At 60.6% G+C, this 14,754-nt stretch carries 13 protein-coding genes; 6 read left to right on the top strand and 7 right to left on the bottom strand.

Features of this window, described 5'->3' with window-relative positions; genetic code table 11:
• Positions 1 to 100: 100 nt before the first annotated feature.
• Complete coding sequence (locus AWT75_RS04605; RefSeq protein WP_045844829.1) at positions 101 to 304, top strand: cold-shock protein; 204 nt, start codon at positions 101 to 103, stop codon at positions 302 to 304.
• Positions 305 to 480: 176 nt separating this feature from the next.
• Positions 481 to 1,056, top strand: a complete 576-nt coding sequence (locus AWT75_RS04600) for a cysteine hydrolase family protein (protein WP_062787748.1) — start codon at positions 481 to 483, stop codon at positions 1,054 to 1,056.
• Here the strand turns inward: AWT75_RS04600 and AWT75_RS04595 are convergent.
• The gene (locus AWT75_RS04595; RefSeq protein ID WP_052693664.1) at positions 1,053 to 1,520 is read right to left on the bottom strand and encodes a phospholipase D family nuclease; all 468 of its coding nucleotides are present in this window, start codon (positions 1,518 to 1,520) and stop codon (positions 1,053 to 1,055) included. The two genes, AWT75_RS04600 and AWT75_RS04595, sit on opposite strands and share 4 nt — an antisense overlap.
• 280 nt (positions 1,521 to 1,800) lie before the next feature.
• Between AWT75_RS04595 and AWT75_RS04590 the strand changes: the two genes are divergently transcribed.
• The 4 genes from AWT75_RS04590 (at position 1,801) to AWT75_RS22635 (ending at position 7,964) form a co-directional block, all read left to right on the top strand.
• On the top strand, positions 1,801 to 3,267 hold the full coding sequence (locus AWT75_RS04590; protein WP_062787746.1) for a DUF945 family protein: 1,467 nt from the start codon (positions 1,801 to 1,803) through the stop codon (positions 3,265 to 3,267).
• Positions 3,268 to 3,341: 74 nt separating this feature from the next.
• Entirely contained in the window at positions 3,342 to 4,559 is a 1,218-nt protein-coding gene (gene sbcD, locus AWT75_RS04585; protein WP_062787744.1) for an exonuclease subunit SbcD, read from the top strand.
• Complete coding sequence (locus AWT75_RS04580; protein ID WP_239689463.1) at positions 4,556 to 7,615, top strand: AAA family ATPase; 3,060 nt, start codon at positions 4,556 to 4,558, stop codon at positions 7,613 to 7,615. Before sbcD ends, AWT75_RS04580 begins: the two co-directional genes overlap by 4 nt.
• Positions 7,545 to 7,964: an SbcC/MukB-like Walker B domain-containing protein gene (locus AWT75_RS22635; protein WP_239689470.1), complete on the top strand. Its 420-nt coding sequence runs from the start codon at positions 7,545 to 7,547 to the stop codon at positions 7,962 to 7,964. The genes AWT75_RS04580 and AWT75_RS22635 overlap by 71 nt, the downstream gene beginning before the upstream one ends.
• 3 nt (positions 7,965 to 7,967) lie before the next feature.
• On the opposite strand, the gene AWT75_RS04575 is transcribed toward AWT75_RS22635, so the two are convergent.
• The 6 genes from AWT75_RS04575 to AWT75_RS04550 all read right to left on the bottom strand — a co-directional run bounded on the left by AWT75_RS04575 (position 7,968) and on the right by AWT75_RS04550 (position 14,344).
• Complete coding sequence (locus tag AWT75_RS04575; RefSeq protein ID WP_062787742.1) at positions 7,968 to 8,765, bottom strand: alpha/beta fold hydrolase; 798 nt, start codon at positions 8,763 to 8,765, stop codon at positions 7,968 to 7,970.
• Positions 8,766 to 8,797: 32 nt separating this feature from the next.
• Complete coding sequence (locus tag AWT75_RS04570; RefSeq protein ID WP_062787740.1) at positions 8,798 to 9,448, bottom strand: LysE family translocator; 651 nt, start codon at positions 9,446 to 9,448, stop codon at positions 8,798 to 8,800.
• 66 nt (positions 9,449 to 9,514) lie between these two features.
• Positions 9,515 to 10,270 (bottom strand): helix-turn-helix transcriptional regulator, encoded by a 756-nt coding sequence (locus AWT75_RS04565; RefSeq protein ID WP_062787738.1) that lies wholly within the window; start codon positions 10,268 to 10,270, stop codon positions 9,515 to 9,517.
• 55 nt (positions 10,271 to 10,325) lie between these two features.
• A complete protein-coding gene (locus AWT75_RS04560) occupies positions 10,326 to 11,852 on the bottom strand; it encodes a catalase (RefSeq protein ID WP_062787735.1) in 1,527 nt (508 codons plus the stop codon).
• 262 nt (positions 11,853 to 12,114) lie between these two features.
• Positions 12,115 to 13,197, bottom strand: a complete 1,083-nt coding sequence (locus AWT75_RS04555; protein WP_062787733.1) for an HD domain-containing phosphohydrolase — start codon at positions 13,195 to 13,197, stop codon at positions 12,115 to 12,117.
• 97 nt (positions 13,198 to 13,294) lie between these two features.
• Complete coding sequence (locus AWT75_RS04550; RefSeq protein ID WP_062787795.1) at positions 13,295 to 14,344, bottom strand: RNA methyltransferase; 1,050 nt, start codon at positions 14,342 to 14,344, stop codon at positions 13,295 to 13,297.
• Between the last annotated feature and the right edge of the window lie 410 nt (positions 14,345 to 14,754).

Here is a 14,754-nt window from a genome sequence, read left to right as displayed (position 1 = left end):
TCCTTCCAGAGTGCCTAATTGTTCAAATATCTATCCCTTGAAGTTCTTGTTGTTTGAGCATTTGCTCTGTTTTTAATGTTTTTTATGTCAGGGATATATCATGGAAACCGGCACCGTTAAATTTTTCAATGACGCCAAAGGCTTTGGCTTTATCACTCCGGATGCAGGCGGCGACGACCTGTTCGTACATTTCTCCGAAATCAAGGTAGACGGCTTCAAGTCGCTGCAAGACGGTCAGAAAGTAAGCTACGTTAAAGCTGCTGGCCAAAAAGGCCCGGCTGCTACCAACGTACAGCCGCAGTAATTCACGGGCTTTGCCTGTGTGATGGCTGAAGCCCGGTGCTTCGGCTGCTGAAAAACCCACCCGACTTACAGTCCGGTGGGTTTTTTCATGGGCTGCGGCCGTGTATTTGTCATGCATGCGGCTTTCCCAGGTGCTGGAGCTGTTAAGCTGGGCAATCAATTCCGGTGGAGTATTGCATGCAGCCATTTCTTATTCCTGACAACAGCCTGTTACTGCTGGTCGATCTGCAATGTGCGGTGGATGACCCCAGCTGGGGGCCGCGTAACAACCCGCAGGCAGAAACTGTTGCCGGCGCATTGTTGTCGGCATGGCGCCAACAGCAGCGCCCGCTGTGCCATGTGCGGCACGACTCGCAAGAGGATAGCTCCACCTATCGGCCAGGTCAGGCCGGTCATGCTTTCAAGCCCGAAGTCATTCCGCTGCCAGAGGAGTGGGTGCTGGCCAAACAAACCAACTCGGCCTTTATCGGTACCGACCTGCATGCGCGTTTGCAGAAGATGGCTTGCAATACCCTGATTGTTGTCGGGGTGGCCACCAGTAACTCGGTGGAAGCCACCGTGCGCATGGCGGGTAATCTGGGCTATCGCGTGTATCTGCCGGAAGATGCCTGTTTTACATTTGGCCGAAACGATTGGGCCGGCAACTGGCGTACAGCCGATGAAGTGCATGCCATGTCTTTGGCCAATCTGCATGGTGAATACTGCCAGGTCTGTCATTCCACTCAGTTGCTGGCAGCACTGACTGCCGCTTAGCGCGGAGCGGGGTCGGCAGCGGCCAGGGGTTCTCCCTCCTGCCACAGGCGCTGCCATTGTGATTCGTAGCGCGCAGCCAATGCCGGTGCATTCCAGATGATCAGCACGTTTTCAGCATTCTTGCTGGCGGCCGAGGCAGTGTAGTTGAAGCTGCCGGTCTGCACATGCTGCTGGTCAATAATCATGAACTTGTCATGCAAAATCGCGTATTTCCCGTTTAGTCTTACTGGAAGCTGCTGATTGGCCAGATAGCGCGTTGCGCTGTACTGGCGCTGGTTTTCCTGCATGTCGGCCACCACCGCAACTTCCACGCCGCGTCGTTTTGCTTCCAGCAACGCGGTGGCCACCGGTTTGCTGGTGAATACGTATGCAGCCAGGTGGATGGAGCGCCGGGCTTGCGCAATGCCCTTGAGTACCAGTTGCAATGCCGCCGGATCGGGAGCGAATGCAACTTCGGTCGTCATGGTTGCAGTCGGGCTTTGGAGGGTAGTGTCGGCGGCTGCGTTGAGGCTCAGGACAAGCAGGCCAAGACATATCGCGCGGTGTGCAGGCTTCATGCGTTTATTTCCGGTTGGAAGTGGTTGCTGGTTTGCAGCCTGTGCCTGCCCCCAGCCATGCTGTTGTCGCTGATTATTGTCTTTCATCATGAATTCTTTGTTTGTGCGCCTCATTTTTAAATTATTTACTATTCTTTATGCATGTTTGGCATGTGTAGCTGACTGGGTAAAGCATGAAGGGGAGCAGATGAAAACGACAAAACTGGCGGCTTTGGCTGCTACAGGACTGGTGCTGGGCTGGGTGCTGGTGCTGCCCGGCATCGTGGGTGTACGCACCGAAGACAAGATCCGCAATGATATCGACAGCCTGCAGCAAAACAAACTGATGCCATGGACAGTGAAGGTGGATCATTACGACCGTGGCTGGTTCGGCTCCAGTGCCCGTGTGAGCTACAGCCTGCCGCTGGCTGGCCAGACGCTGCGGTTTGCCGTGGATTACAAGGTGAACCAGTTTGCCATTCCCCTGCAACGCTGGGCACGTACTGACTACACCATCACCCCGCTGGATGCCAGCGGCAATAATAGTGGTAATCCTCTGGCCGTCGAGGCGTGGAGCATCAAAACCTTCTTCGGTCGCACCGACACCACGCTCAAAGCGGATGAGCTGCATTGGGCCAGCCCGGATGGCAATGCACTGGATCTGCGCAAACTGCTGGCCACCATCCAGACTGAAGACGGCAAACCCATGCAGTACAGGGTGAACATGGCTGGCGCCACCTTGCGCGTGGCCGTACCCACTGGTGCCGGTGGCGTGGTACAGCTGGTGCTGGGCAATTTGCAGGCGGATGGACATCAGGCCGCCATGGCATCGGTCAAGGACAGCTGGCAGATGGATGCGCGGCAAAAGCTGGAGTCCATGGAGCTGCTGGTCGACAACAACTCGGTGCTGCGGCTGAATGGCTTGTCGCTGGATGCCGCCATGCAGGACAAGGGCAGTCTGGTGGACATGCTGTATCACAGCCGGGCGGAAAAAGGGCAGCTGGGGCCGATCAACCATGCCTTTGCCATCAAGGATGCCCGGATGGACTTCTCTTATGTCAACATCAACAAACAGGCTTATGCCGACTGGCAGGGCAAGGCCAATCAGCTCTATGCCAACCCCGGTAATGCGGATGCGCTGGCCATGCAGCAGGCCAGCGCACAGGCACTGCTGGACAGTGCCAGCAGCCTGCTGGCTAGTTCGCCTGCCTTCCGGATCGACCAGTTTGGCTTCCAGACCGACAAGGGCGGACTGCATGGCAGTCTGGAACTGCGCTTTGATGGCAATGGCATGCCGACCGGGGTGCAGACCGCGCAAAGCATTCTGCCACTGCTGCGCGACCGCCTGAGCGGCAGGGCAGCCATGCAGCTGGATCGCGGCCTGCTTAACGAACTGGCTGGGCAAGCCGCCGGCAGTGCCGACACCGCCCGGACCGCCCAGATGATGGACGCCAGCATCTCAAGCGCGGTGCAGCAGGGATGGCTGAGTGATAACGGGCAGCGCCTGAGTGCCGACTTCAGCTTCAACCGGGATGGCGCGGTGCTCAATGGTCACCCGCTGCCGTCCATGGCAGGCTTGCTGGGTGGAAATCCGGCTGCCGCAGCGCCGCAGGTAACGGCACCGGCTGCTGCTCCCGCTGAGGAAAATGCACCGGATCAGGCTCCGGCCAACTGAGCGGGCAGGACAAGAGCCGCGCGTGTTGCGGCGGCTCTTGCTAGAATGCGCTGTTTTCCGGCAAGAGCGATGGCATGCGCATTCTTCACACTTCGGACTGGCATCTGGGCCAGCATTTCATGGGCCGCAGCCGTCAGGCCGAACATCAGGCACTGATCGACTGGCTGTTGCAGCAAGTACAGCAACAGGCGGTGGATGCAGTACTGCTGGCGGGCGACATTTTCGATACCGGCGCGCCGCCCAGTTATGCACGGGAACTCTACAACCAGCTGGTGGTGCGCCTGCATGATGCGCACTGCCGGCTGATCCTGCTGGGCGGCAATCATGACTCGGTGGCCACGCTGGAGGAAAGCCGTCCCTTGCTGGCCTATCTGGGTTGCACCGTCATTCCGGCAGTACAGGAAGACCTGTCGCGCCAGCTGATTACCCTGCACGATGCCGCAGGCAACCCTGCGGCTCTGCTGTGCGCGGTGCCCTTCATCCGCGCCCGTGATGTATTGCAAAGCCAGGCTGGCCAGAGTGCCGAGGAAAAACAGCTGGGCTTGCAACAAGCGATTGCCGCGCATTATCAGTCCCTCTACCAGCTGGCCCGTGCGCACTGCGAAGCGCTGGGGCTGCAACTGCCCATTCTCGCCAGCGGCCATCTGACTACCGTGGGGGCCAGCAGCAGCGAATCGGTGCGGGACATTTACGTCGGTGCGCTGGATGCCTTCCCCACCAATGCCTTCCCGCCGTTCGACTACATCGCGCTGGGGCATATCCACCGCCCGCAACGGGTAGGTGGCCATGCACATATCCGTTACAGCGGCTCGCCCTTGCCATTGAGTTTTGATGAACTGGGTCAGGACAAGCAAATGCTGCTGATCGAAACCGGTGCGAGGGCAGAACTCAACATCACTGTGTTGCCGGTGCCATGCTTCCAGCCGCTGGCCAGCCTGCGCGGCACGCTGGCGCAGTTGCAGCAGGCCATACCGCAAGCCCTGGCCGGGCTGGCTGCCGACCAGCACCTGTGGCTGGAAATCACGGTGGAGGGCGATGATTACCTCTCTGACCTGCAAGGCCGTATCCAGGCCATACTGGACGGACAGCCTGCCGAGCTGCTTCGCCTGCGCCGTGCCCGCAGCCAGCAAGCCGTCAGCATGCAATCCGAACGCAGCACGCTGGACGAACTGAGCCCGCAGGAAGTGTTTGAACGCCGCTTGCAGCTGGAAGAGCTGGAAGCGCCACTGGCCGAGGCATTGCGCCAGCGTTATCAGCAAGTATTGCAGCAGCTGCAGGAGGAACAGGCATGAAAATCCTTACCCTGCGGCTGAAAAACCTCAACTCGCTGCAAGGCGAGTGGAAAATCGACTTCACCCGCCCGCCATTCCGGGATAACGGGTTGTTTGCCATTACCGGCCCCACCGGTGCGGGCAAATCCACCTTGCTGGATGCCATCTGCCTGGCGCTGTACCACGAAACCCCGCGACTGAAGACCATATCGGCCAGCAGCAACGACATCATGACCCGCCATACCGCCGATTGCCTGGCCGAGGTGGAGTTCGAGGTCAAGGGCAAGGCCTATCGTGCGTTCTGGAGCCAGCGCCGTGCCCGCGACAAGGCGGATGGCGCCTTGCAGGCAGCACGGGTGGAGCTGGCCGAGGCCGATGGCACCATCATCACTACCCACAGCAACGAAAAGCTCAAACGGATTGCCGCCATTACCGGGCTGGATTTCGCCCGTTTCACCAAATCCATGCTGCTGGCACAGGGTGGTTTTGCCGCCTTTCTCAATGCCAGCCCGAATGAGCGGGCCGAATTGCTGGAGGAACTGACCGGTACCGAGCTGTACGGCGAGCTGTCGCGCCGCGTATTCGAACAGGCAAGGGACAGCCGTCAGGCTCTGCAACAATTGCAGACCCAGGCTGGTGCGGTCGATCTGCTGGATGAAACCGAGCGCAACAGCATGCAGCAACAGCTGGCAAACGCACAGCAACAGCAGCAGCAACTGGCGGTGCAGCAACAAAAGCTGGTGCAGGCACTGGACTGGCGTCGTCAGCTGGCCAAGCTGGAAGAACAGGCGCAGAGCGCCAGTCAGCAGCTGGATACCGCCCGCGGGGCACAGCAGGCCGCAGCCGGGCAGCGCCAGCAATTGGCAGATGGCGAGGCCGCCAGCCAGATCCTGCCGCTATACCAGCAATGGCAGAGCAGACAGCAGCGGCTGGAGCAGATCCGCAGCAGCCTGAATACACAGGAAGAAGCGCTGCAACAGGGGCAGCAGCAATGGCAGCAACTGAACTGGGATGGTTTGTGTCATGCCGGCGCACTGGTCGACAGCTTGCAGCAGAAGCTGCAACAAGGCCGCTTGCGCTGGCAGCAATGGCAGGCCCGGCAACAGTCGACTCCGCAACTGGCCAGCCTGGGCAGTCAGCTGCCCTTGTGGCGCAGCCAGTTTGGCCAGCTAAGCCAGTTGCAACAGCGCGTGGTGCAGGCCGGGCAAGAACACGGCCATTTGCAAGCGGCCATGGTCAGCCAGCAGCAGAAAATTGACCAACAGCAACAGCTTTGCACGCAGGCCGACGCCAGTGTGCAGGCTGCCATGGAGGCAGAAGCGGCAGCAGCGGCGGCCCAGCCGGCAGACTTGCCAACACTGCGCCAGCACTGGCAACAGGCCGGGCAAACGGTACAAGGCTGGCAACAGGCCGAGCAATTGGCCGGGCAGTTGCAGCAAGGAGAGCAGGTGCTGGCCACCCTGCAGCAGGACATGGCCAGCAGGCAGGCACTGTTGCCTGAATATGAACAGACCTTGACTGCACTGCGTGCGCAATACCGCCAGCTACAGGAACAGCTGCTTGACCGCCAGCGCCTGCTGGAAATGGAGTTGCGCATCCAGGGGCTGGAGGCGCAGCGCGCCCAGTTGCAGCCCGGCCAGCCCTGTCCCCTGTGCGGGTCGGAACACCACCCGCTGGTGGAAAGTTATCAGGCGGCTGATGCGTCGACGGCCCGTCAGGGCGTGGCAGAAATCCAGGCCAAGCAGGAAAGCGTACAGGCGGAAGGTCAACAGGCCAGTTTGCGGCTGAGCACTGCGCAGCAACAGCTGGCCAGCTTGCAGCAGCAATGGCAAGCGCAGCAAGAACGGCAGCAGCAGGCTTTGCAGCAGTGGCAGGCGCTGGCAGCTCCGCTGGCCTTGCTTGCGGATGACTGGCAACAGCCAGTCCGTCTGCAAGCCGGTGTGGCGCAGGCGATGCAGCAGCTGCAACAGGCCGAACAAGCCATGCAGCAAGCCGAAGCCGCCGCCCTGTGCTGGCAACAGGCGGTGCAAGACAGTCAGCAGCGCCAGCAGCAATCCCAGGCAGCCCAGGCCGAGCTCGCCTTGTTGCAACAGGCCAGACAAGCCATGCAGCAGCAATGCCAGCAGGCGGAATCTGCGCTGGCTGATCTGCAGCGTCAGTACCTTGCCTTGCAGCAGCAGTTGCAACAAGCCCTGGCCGACGCTGGCCATGCCATGCCGGAGGATGTCGATGCCTGGCTGGATGCGCGTCAGCAGCAATGGCAGCACTGGCAACAGCAGCAGAGCGACATGCAGCAGCTGGAGCAGCAACTGGCCCGGCTGGAAGAGCAGCACAGCCAGGCCCTGACCCAGCAGCAGCACTGGCAACAGTGGTGGCAGCAGCTGGCATTGCCCGACATGACTTTGCCTGCACAGCAAGCCGACCCGGCAGCGGCGCTGGAACACTGCCTGCAACAGCGTACTGCGCTGGCAGCCGCACTGGCGCAGCGCCAGGGGCAGTGCCAGCAATTGCAGCAGGATATGGCCGAACAGCAGCTTCAGCTGCAACAGGATGCCAGCCAATGGCAGCAGGCTTTGCAACTTAGCCGCTTTGCCAGCGAGGCGGATTTTGTTGCGGCCTGCCTGAGCGCAGAACAACGCACTGTGCTGCAAAGCCTGCAACAACAACTGGACAAGGCGGTGCAGCAGGCCGAGGCCTTGCTGCAAGCGGCGCAGTCGCAGTTGCAGGTATTGGCGGCCACGCCGCTCAGCCCACTGACGGCGGCCGAGCTGGAAGCACAACTGGCTGCGCTGGATGCCGAGCGAGCAACTGAGCGGGCAGGCCGGGGCCTGGCAGGCCTTGCTGGATGGAGATGCAGCCCGCCGGGCCGGTCTGCAGCACTTGCTGGCACAAATCGACCGGCAGCAGCAGGACAGCGAGTTGTGGCAGCGGCTGGACGGGCTGATCGGCTCGGCCAAGGGCGACAAGTTCCGCCGCTTTGCCCAGGGCCTGACGCTGGACCACCTGGTGTATCTGGCCAATCGTCAGCTGGCGCGCCTGCATGGGCGCTATCAGCTGCGGCGCAAGGCCGAGGGTGAACTGGAACTGGAAATCGTCGACAGCTGGCAGGCCGATGTCAGCCGCGATACCCGTACCCTGTCAGGTGGAGAAAGCTTTCTGGTCAGCCTGGCATTGGCGCTGGCTTTGTCCGATCTGGTCAGCCACAAAACCTCCATCGACTCGCTGTTCCTGGATGAGGGCTTTGGCACGCTGGATGCCGAAACGCTGGAAATTGCGCTGGATGCACTGGACAGCCTCAATGCCAGCGGCAAGATGATAGGCGTGATCAGTCACGTGGAAGGCATGAAGGAGAGGATTGCGGTGCAGATCCGCGTGGCGCGTGCCGGTGGTGTCGGGCTGTCCGCGCTGTCGCTCAGCGGTGGCTGAACCTCAGTCAGTGCCAGCGATGCGTCCCAGCCAGGCGAGGATGCCGGGGATGGCAGCACCTGGCGCTTCCAGATGGCTGCCGGGTGGAATCAGCAACTGGCTGGCCGGGTTGGCCGGCAGGGCATTGAACATGCTCTGGCGCACACGCTGCAAGGCCGGGTAGTCGCCGTCCGGCGAGATATACAGTACCGGCACGCCGGCCTGCACCTGCTGCACGGCCTTGCTCTGGTTCATGGCTCCATCCGGGTCGAACCAGTCCAGATAGATGCGCGGAGTGGTCATGACAGGGTACAGCCCCTTGCTGCCCTCAAAGTCGGCCAGCCGGGTTTTTTCCTCGCCGTGGCCTGACGCCTGCAGGCTGCGGGCGCTGGTCACCGTGTCGGCCAGCCGGTCGTGCAGCAAGCCGGCACCCACGTTTCCGCCCGGAGCAATGGCAATCACGCCATCCACAGGCAAACGCCCGGCCAGATACAGTGCAAACAGCCCACCCTGGCTGTGGCCGGCTACCACCAGCTTGCGCGCACCCTGTTGGCGCAGCGTTTCCAGTGCAGCATTCACCTGCACCACCGCGCTGGCGACATCAGCATCGTATTCACGCCGGCCCGACCATGGCATTTCCAGATTCGCCACCAGCACGCCTTGTTGCCGCAGTGCATTGGCCAGCACGGTTACATGCTTGTCCGGGTTGCCACCCTTGCCGTGCATCAGCACCACACCCACAACCGGGCCTGGGCCGACAGCCAGTGCGGAGGCGCTCAGCAGTAGCAGGGGAAGGAGCATCAAGCGTAGCAGTCGCAACATGGCCGGGGCTTTCTATGGTGACAATGCCTTTGTTATAGCAAGGTCTGGTAGCCGTTGACGATGACGCCCAGCGCCAGATAGGCAAACAGCGCGGCCGACGCGGCATTGCAGTACAGCAGCAGGCGGTGGCCAACCAGCTTCTGGCCATGACTGGCCAGCCAGGCCAGAAAAGACGACCACACCACGCCGCCCAGGAAAAAGCCGCTGAGGAATACGCTGGCCGACAACGAGCTGCCGTCGGTGGACTGGGCGATGATGCTGCCACCAACGGCGGCAAACCACAGCAAGGAGGAGGGTGAGGCCAGTGCCATCAACAGGCCGCGCCAGAACTCGGCCTGGCTGCTGCGCGGTGTGCCGTCTTCGGCCTGGCTTGCAGCATGGCTGCTGGGCTGGTGGAATTCGCGCCAGGCGGCACGCGTCATTTTCCAGGCCAGCCACAACAATACTGCGCCGCCTCCCAGCCACATCACCCAGCGCACCGGGGTGAAGCTGAACAGCAGCGACATGCCCAGCAAGGACAACAAGGCATAAAACAAGTCACCAAAACAGGAACCCAGCCCCATCAGCAAGGCCGGGCGCAGCCCCTTGCGCAGGCCGGTGTTGATCAGCGCGGCATTGACGATGCCAATGTCCAGACACAGCGAGATGGAAAGCAAAAAACCCTTGGTGGCAATGGCCAGCATGACGACAAATCCGTACGAAATAAAAAAACAGCCCCGATGATACGGGGCCGTTTGCGTGACGTCTTGTCAAAAATTGATCTGGCGGTAGCGGCCGGGCGACATGCCGCAAAAACGGCTGAACGCCTTGCTGAAATGCGCCTGATCGGCAAAGCCGGTGGCCAGCGCCACGTCGATGATGGGCCTTCCGGCGCGCAGCAGGCGTCGCGCCAGTGCCATGCGCTGTTGCATCTGCCAGGCCAGCGGTGGCAAGCCGGTGGCCTGCTGGAAGCGGCGTACCAGGTGGGCCGATGTCACTCCGGCTGCATCGGCCAGCTGTTGCAGGTGCGTCCCCACCGACAGGTCATCCAGCAAGCGCTGGCGTACATGCTGTACCAGCTGGCTGCCGCTGCTGTCCGGCCGATGGGTCGCAGCGGCGCGACCATCCAGCAGGGTTTGCAGCAACTGCACGACGGCCTCCTCGCGCAAGCTGGCTTCCAGCCGGGCAATATGCTTGAGCTGCCTGGCAAACACCGGCTGTTGCAGATGGCTGGGCAAATCGGGTGGCGGGCAGTCGAACAGCTGGCCGAAGGCTGCCGGGTCGACATACAGCGACAGGCAGTCCCAGCCTGCATCGCTCAGGCTGTGGCTGGATTGCACCGCTTGCGGCGGGTAGATGGTGAGCATGTCCGGGCTGACGACAAAGCTTTCGCCTTCCAGCCATACCTGCTCCTGCCCTCCGAGATTGGCGCTGATGACGTATTCGTCATGGGTGTGGCGGGGAAAGCCGCTGGCGCTGGCAGTGATGCGGGCCAGCTCCAGCAGCGGGGTACGCAGCAGAATCATGCAGCGACTATAGCGATGTCATGCGTCGGCTGCCAGTTGCTTGTGCTTGCGCGCTTCAGTCCTGCAAGGCTTTGGCCAGTCTGGCTACTTCGGCCACATTGGCATTCAGCGCCTTGCTGATGGCCTGGCCATAGCCGCTGTCAGCCTTGTAGAAGTAGGACAGCATGGTGTTACGGATGGTCTCGTTACGTACCTGGCCCAGGTCGGCGGCCAGATTGGCAATCAGCCGGGCCTGGTCCTGCTTGCTCAGGCTGCGATAGAACTCACCGGCCTGGCGGAAGTTCTGCGTTTTGCCAATACCCGCCTGCTGGGTGCTGCCACCAAGCGGCAACTGGCTGCTGCGTGCTGACGGGTCCTGCTTCAGCGGGCTGAAACGGCTGGGTTCGTAATTGACATTACCACTGCGCTGAACCTCGTTCATGGCGCCGTCCTGATTATTGTTGTCCACCTTCACTTGCGGACGGTTGACCGGCAGTTGCAGGCCGTTGGTCCCCACCCGGTGCAGCTGGGTGTCGGCATAGGCAAAGATGCGGCCTTGCAGCAGGCGGTCTTCCGACGGCTCGATGCCGGGCACCAGGTTGGACGGGGCAAAGGCGCTTTGCTCGGTTTCCTGGAACACGTTTTCCGGCAGGCGGTTCAGCGTCATGGTGCCGATTTTCTGTTCCGGAATGCCCGGCCAGATCTTGGTGGCATCCAGCGGGTTGAAGTCCAGCTTTGCCATGTCCTCCGGCTGCATCACCTGGATGAACAAGTCCCACTGCGGGTATTGCTTGCGCTTGATCGCCTCCAGCAGGCTGCGGCTGGCATGGTTGAAGTCATGCGCCTGGATGGCTGCAGCTTCCTGCATGGTGAGGTTGTGCTGGCCCTGACGGCTGGCCCAGTGGAATTTGACGTACGCGTATTTGCCTGCATTGTTCACCAGCTTCCAGGCGTGCACGCTATTGCCATCCATGAACTGGTAACCCTTGGGGATGCCGTAGTCCGAGTACAACCGGGTCAGCATGTGGGTGGCTTCCGGCTGGTGCGAGAAGAAGTCGAAAAAACGGTTCGGGTCTTGCAGATTGGTGTCCGGGGCCGGTTTCAGCGAATGCACCATGTCGGGAAACTTCATCGCATCGCGGATAAAGAACACCGGCAGATTGTTGCCTACCAGATCCCAGTTACCTTCGCTGGTATAGAACTTGGTGGCAAAGCCGCGCGGGTCGCGCAGGGTTTCCGGCGAGTGCAGGCCGTGAATCACGGTGGAAAAGCGGACAAACACCGGGGTCTTGCTGCCTTTGGCAAACACCTTGGCGCGTGACAGGGCACTGATGTCGGCGCTGGCTTCAAACACCCCATAGGCGGCCGCGCCACGTGCATGCACTACGCGCTCCGGAATGCGTTCGCGGTCGAAACGCTGCAGCTTCTGTACCAGTTGCACGTCTTGCAGCAGCACCGGGCCGTTGGGGCCGGCGGTTTGTGAGTCCTGGTTGTCGCCTACCGGCGCACCATTGTCACGGGTCAGTGTGCTGGCTGTGGCAGGCTGGCCCAGCAGCAGGCCCAGGCTGATACCAAGCAGCAGGCAATGTGTTGTTGGTTTCATCACGAAAGTCCTGAGAGTTGTAGGGACGCTCAGTCTAGGGATGGGGGCTGCTGACCAGAATTTTGAAAATGCTATGGGGTGGATGGCGACAGGCTATCGTCTGTGCATGGTCTTTGTTTTTGTGTTTAATTGTTTTAATACAATGACTTGCTGATGTTTTGCATGGTGGGTTTTGAATGGATTTTACTTTATCCATGCAGGCAAGAGACGAGGGCCGTACCAAGGAACTGGGCTGGCCTGATGAGTTCGCGGCCAGCCGTGCTCAGGCGGTTTCCTCGGCGTAGCGCCGCTGGATGGCATCGACCTCCGGCACGATGCGTAAGAAGGTTTCTACCAGCTGCGGGTCGAAGTGATAGCCGCTTTCCTGTTGCAGGTAGTCCAGCGCAGCCTGTTGGGTCCAGGCCGGTTTGTAGGGGCGGGAGGACACCAGGGCGTCGTAAACGTCGCAAATGGCGGCAATGCGGCCTTCCAGCGGAATTTCCTCGCCGCACAGGCCGGCGGGGTAGCCGCTGCCATCCCATTTTTCGTGATGGGTGAGGGCAATGCGTCGTGCCATGCGGATCACCAGTGCCGGATGCTCCGGAATGATGGTGCCGCCAATGCGCGGGTGTTCGCGCATGATCTGGAATTCTTCCTCGTCCAGGCGGCCGGGTTTGAGCAGGATGCGGTCCGGCACGCCGATCTTGCCCACATCATGCAGCGGGCTGGCCATGCGCAGTGCATGCGCCCAGGTGGCGTCCTTGCCCAGTGCCAGAGCCATCTGCTCGCACATCTTGCTCATGCGGGTGATGTGCTTGCCGGTTTCGTTGTCACGGTATTCGCCGGCGCGGGCCAGGCTGAGGGTGACTTCCTGTGCCATGTCTTCCAGCGCATTGAGCAGGGTGTCGTAATAGGCATAGGTGGCCAGGCCCATGTCGAGGAAAATTGCGCGATTGATGGCAGTCAGGTAACGGCTGCGGGTGGCGGCATCCTGCACCAGCCCGTCCAGCAGTTGCACCAGCTGGTTGAGCACTACCACGTAGGCACCGGAATAAAACCGCAGGTCCACTCCCAGTCGCTGGTGGGTGTGGCCGATGGCCAGCGTGGCTTCCAGATAGTCCTGGTTGAAATTGCCGGCAAATACATGCTCCAGCCAGTGATGCTGCTGGTGCGCGCGGGCGCGTTGCAGGGCGGCTTCGTCGCTGAAGGTGGCACTGGCTGCGGCATTGGCCCGGATGTAGGCATAGACCGCATCCATCAGCACGTCCATATGCGGGCGGATCAAGCCCGAAAACTCACGCAGCGTGTTGACGCTGTCTGCATCTATATCGAGAAAATCACGCCATTGTTCGAAACGGAGCCGCACGCTGGTTCTTTCTTGCTGTTCTGTTTAACCGGACGGGATATTGTCCGGCAAATAACCATTCTAACAAGAAGGATAATTATCGTGCCAATGAAATCTCTCAGCCGGTTTGGCCCTGACGCCGGCGCAAGCGGCTGGTATCGATGACATCCGCTGCGCGGGCGCGCAGCTGGCCACAGCCGCCGTCGATGTCCTGTCCGGCAGAATCGCGAATCTTGGTCAGCACGCCATGGGCGTGCAGATAGTGCTTCATGTGGCGGATATGTGCGTCATCCGGACGCTGGAAGCTGTCGCCTTCCATGCTGTTGTACGGAATCAGGTTCAGCACGCCATACTTGCCCTTGAGCAGGGCGATGGCGGCGTCCATCTCCTGCAGGCTGTCGTTGATGCCCTTGAGCAGCGTCCACTGATACTGGATGGGGTAGCCCACCGTACGGGCATAATGCTCGCCCAGATTCACCAGTTCCGCCGGACTGATGCGCGGTGCGCGCGGCAGCAGGCTGGCGCGCAAGTCGTCCCGCGTGGTGTGCAAGGACAGTGCCAGCGCCGGTTTTACCTGCATGGCGGGCAGGCGCTCGAATACCCGTGGGTCGCCCACCGTGGAGAACACCAGGTTTTTGTGGGCGATATTGCCTTCACGCCCCAGAAAGTCGATGGCTTCCAACACGTTGTCCAGATTGTGGGCCGGTTCGCCCATCCCCATGAACACCACTTTTTTTACCGGGCGGATGCGCCGTGCCAGCACCACCTGGGCGACAATTTCCGCGCTGCCCAGCTGGCGCAGCAAGCCGGATTTTCCGGTCATGCAGAAGGTGCAACCCACGGCACAGCCAACCTGGCTGGAAACACACAGCCCGTCACGTGGCAGCAGCACGCTTTCCACCATCTGGCCATCGGCCAGTTCCACCAGCAGCCGTTGCGAGGCATCCGCCGCCTCATGCCGGGTGTGGATGCGTGCCAGCGCTTCCAGCTGCGCACTGATGGCGGGCAGGCCCTGCCGCACCGCCAGCGGAAAATAATGCTCGCTTTGCTGGTGGCGGGTGCCGTGATCCAGCGCCAGGCCTTGCAGCCAGGCGCGGTTGATACGGCCGATGTGACAGGGGCGAGCACCAAGATCGCTCAGGGTTTGCTGGAGTTGCTGAATGCGCATGAAACGGCAGGGCAGTATGTGGTTGAACAAAGCCGGCTAGGGTAGCGCAATGTGCCATGGCTTGTAAGTGTAATTGTTTAAAAAATGGTGTAGGTGAGGCTGATCAATTTGACGGGTTACTCTGCGAGAGTGTGAGAACAAAATGAAAGCCGTTGCCTTGATTTTGTCTGGATAAAAATGGCAGCGTAAGCAATTGAATTTTAATGACTCTGGAGGTTGTGTAATGAAAAAGACCATTCTTCTTGCCATGCTCTTGTCTGCGCTGAGTTCCGTTTCATTTGCTTCGTGCTTTGTTATCGGTCCGCAGCCACCTTGTGGTGATTTTGTTATTGGGCCTAGTGATCCCTGCTGTTAAGCAGTGCTAATCAGCATTCCGTTATCACATGATGACGGAATGTTTTGTGATGAAA

It is taken from the genome of Aquitalea pelogenes (assembly GCF_001515305.1).
GTDB lineage: Bacteria > Pseudomonadota > Gammaproteobacteria > Burkholderiales > Chromobacteriaceae > Aquitalea > Aquitalea pelogenes.
This window is presented reverse-complemented; position numbering and strand designations above follow the sequence as displayed.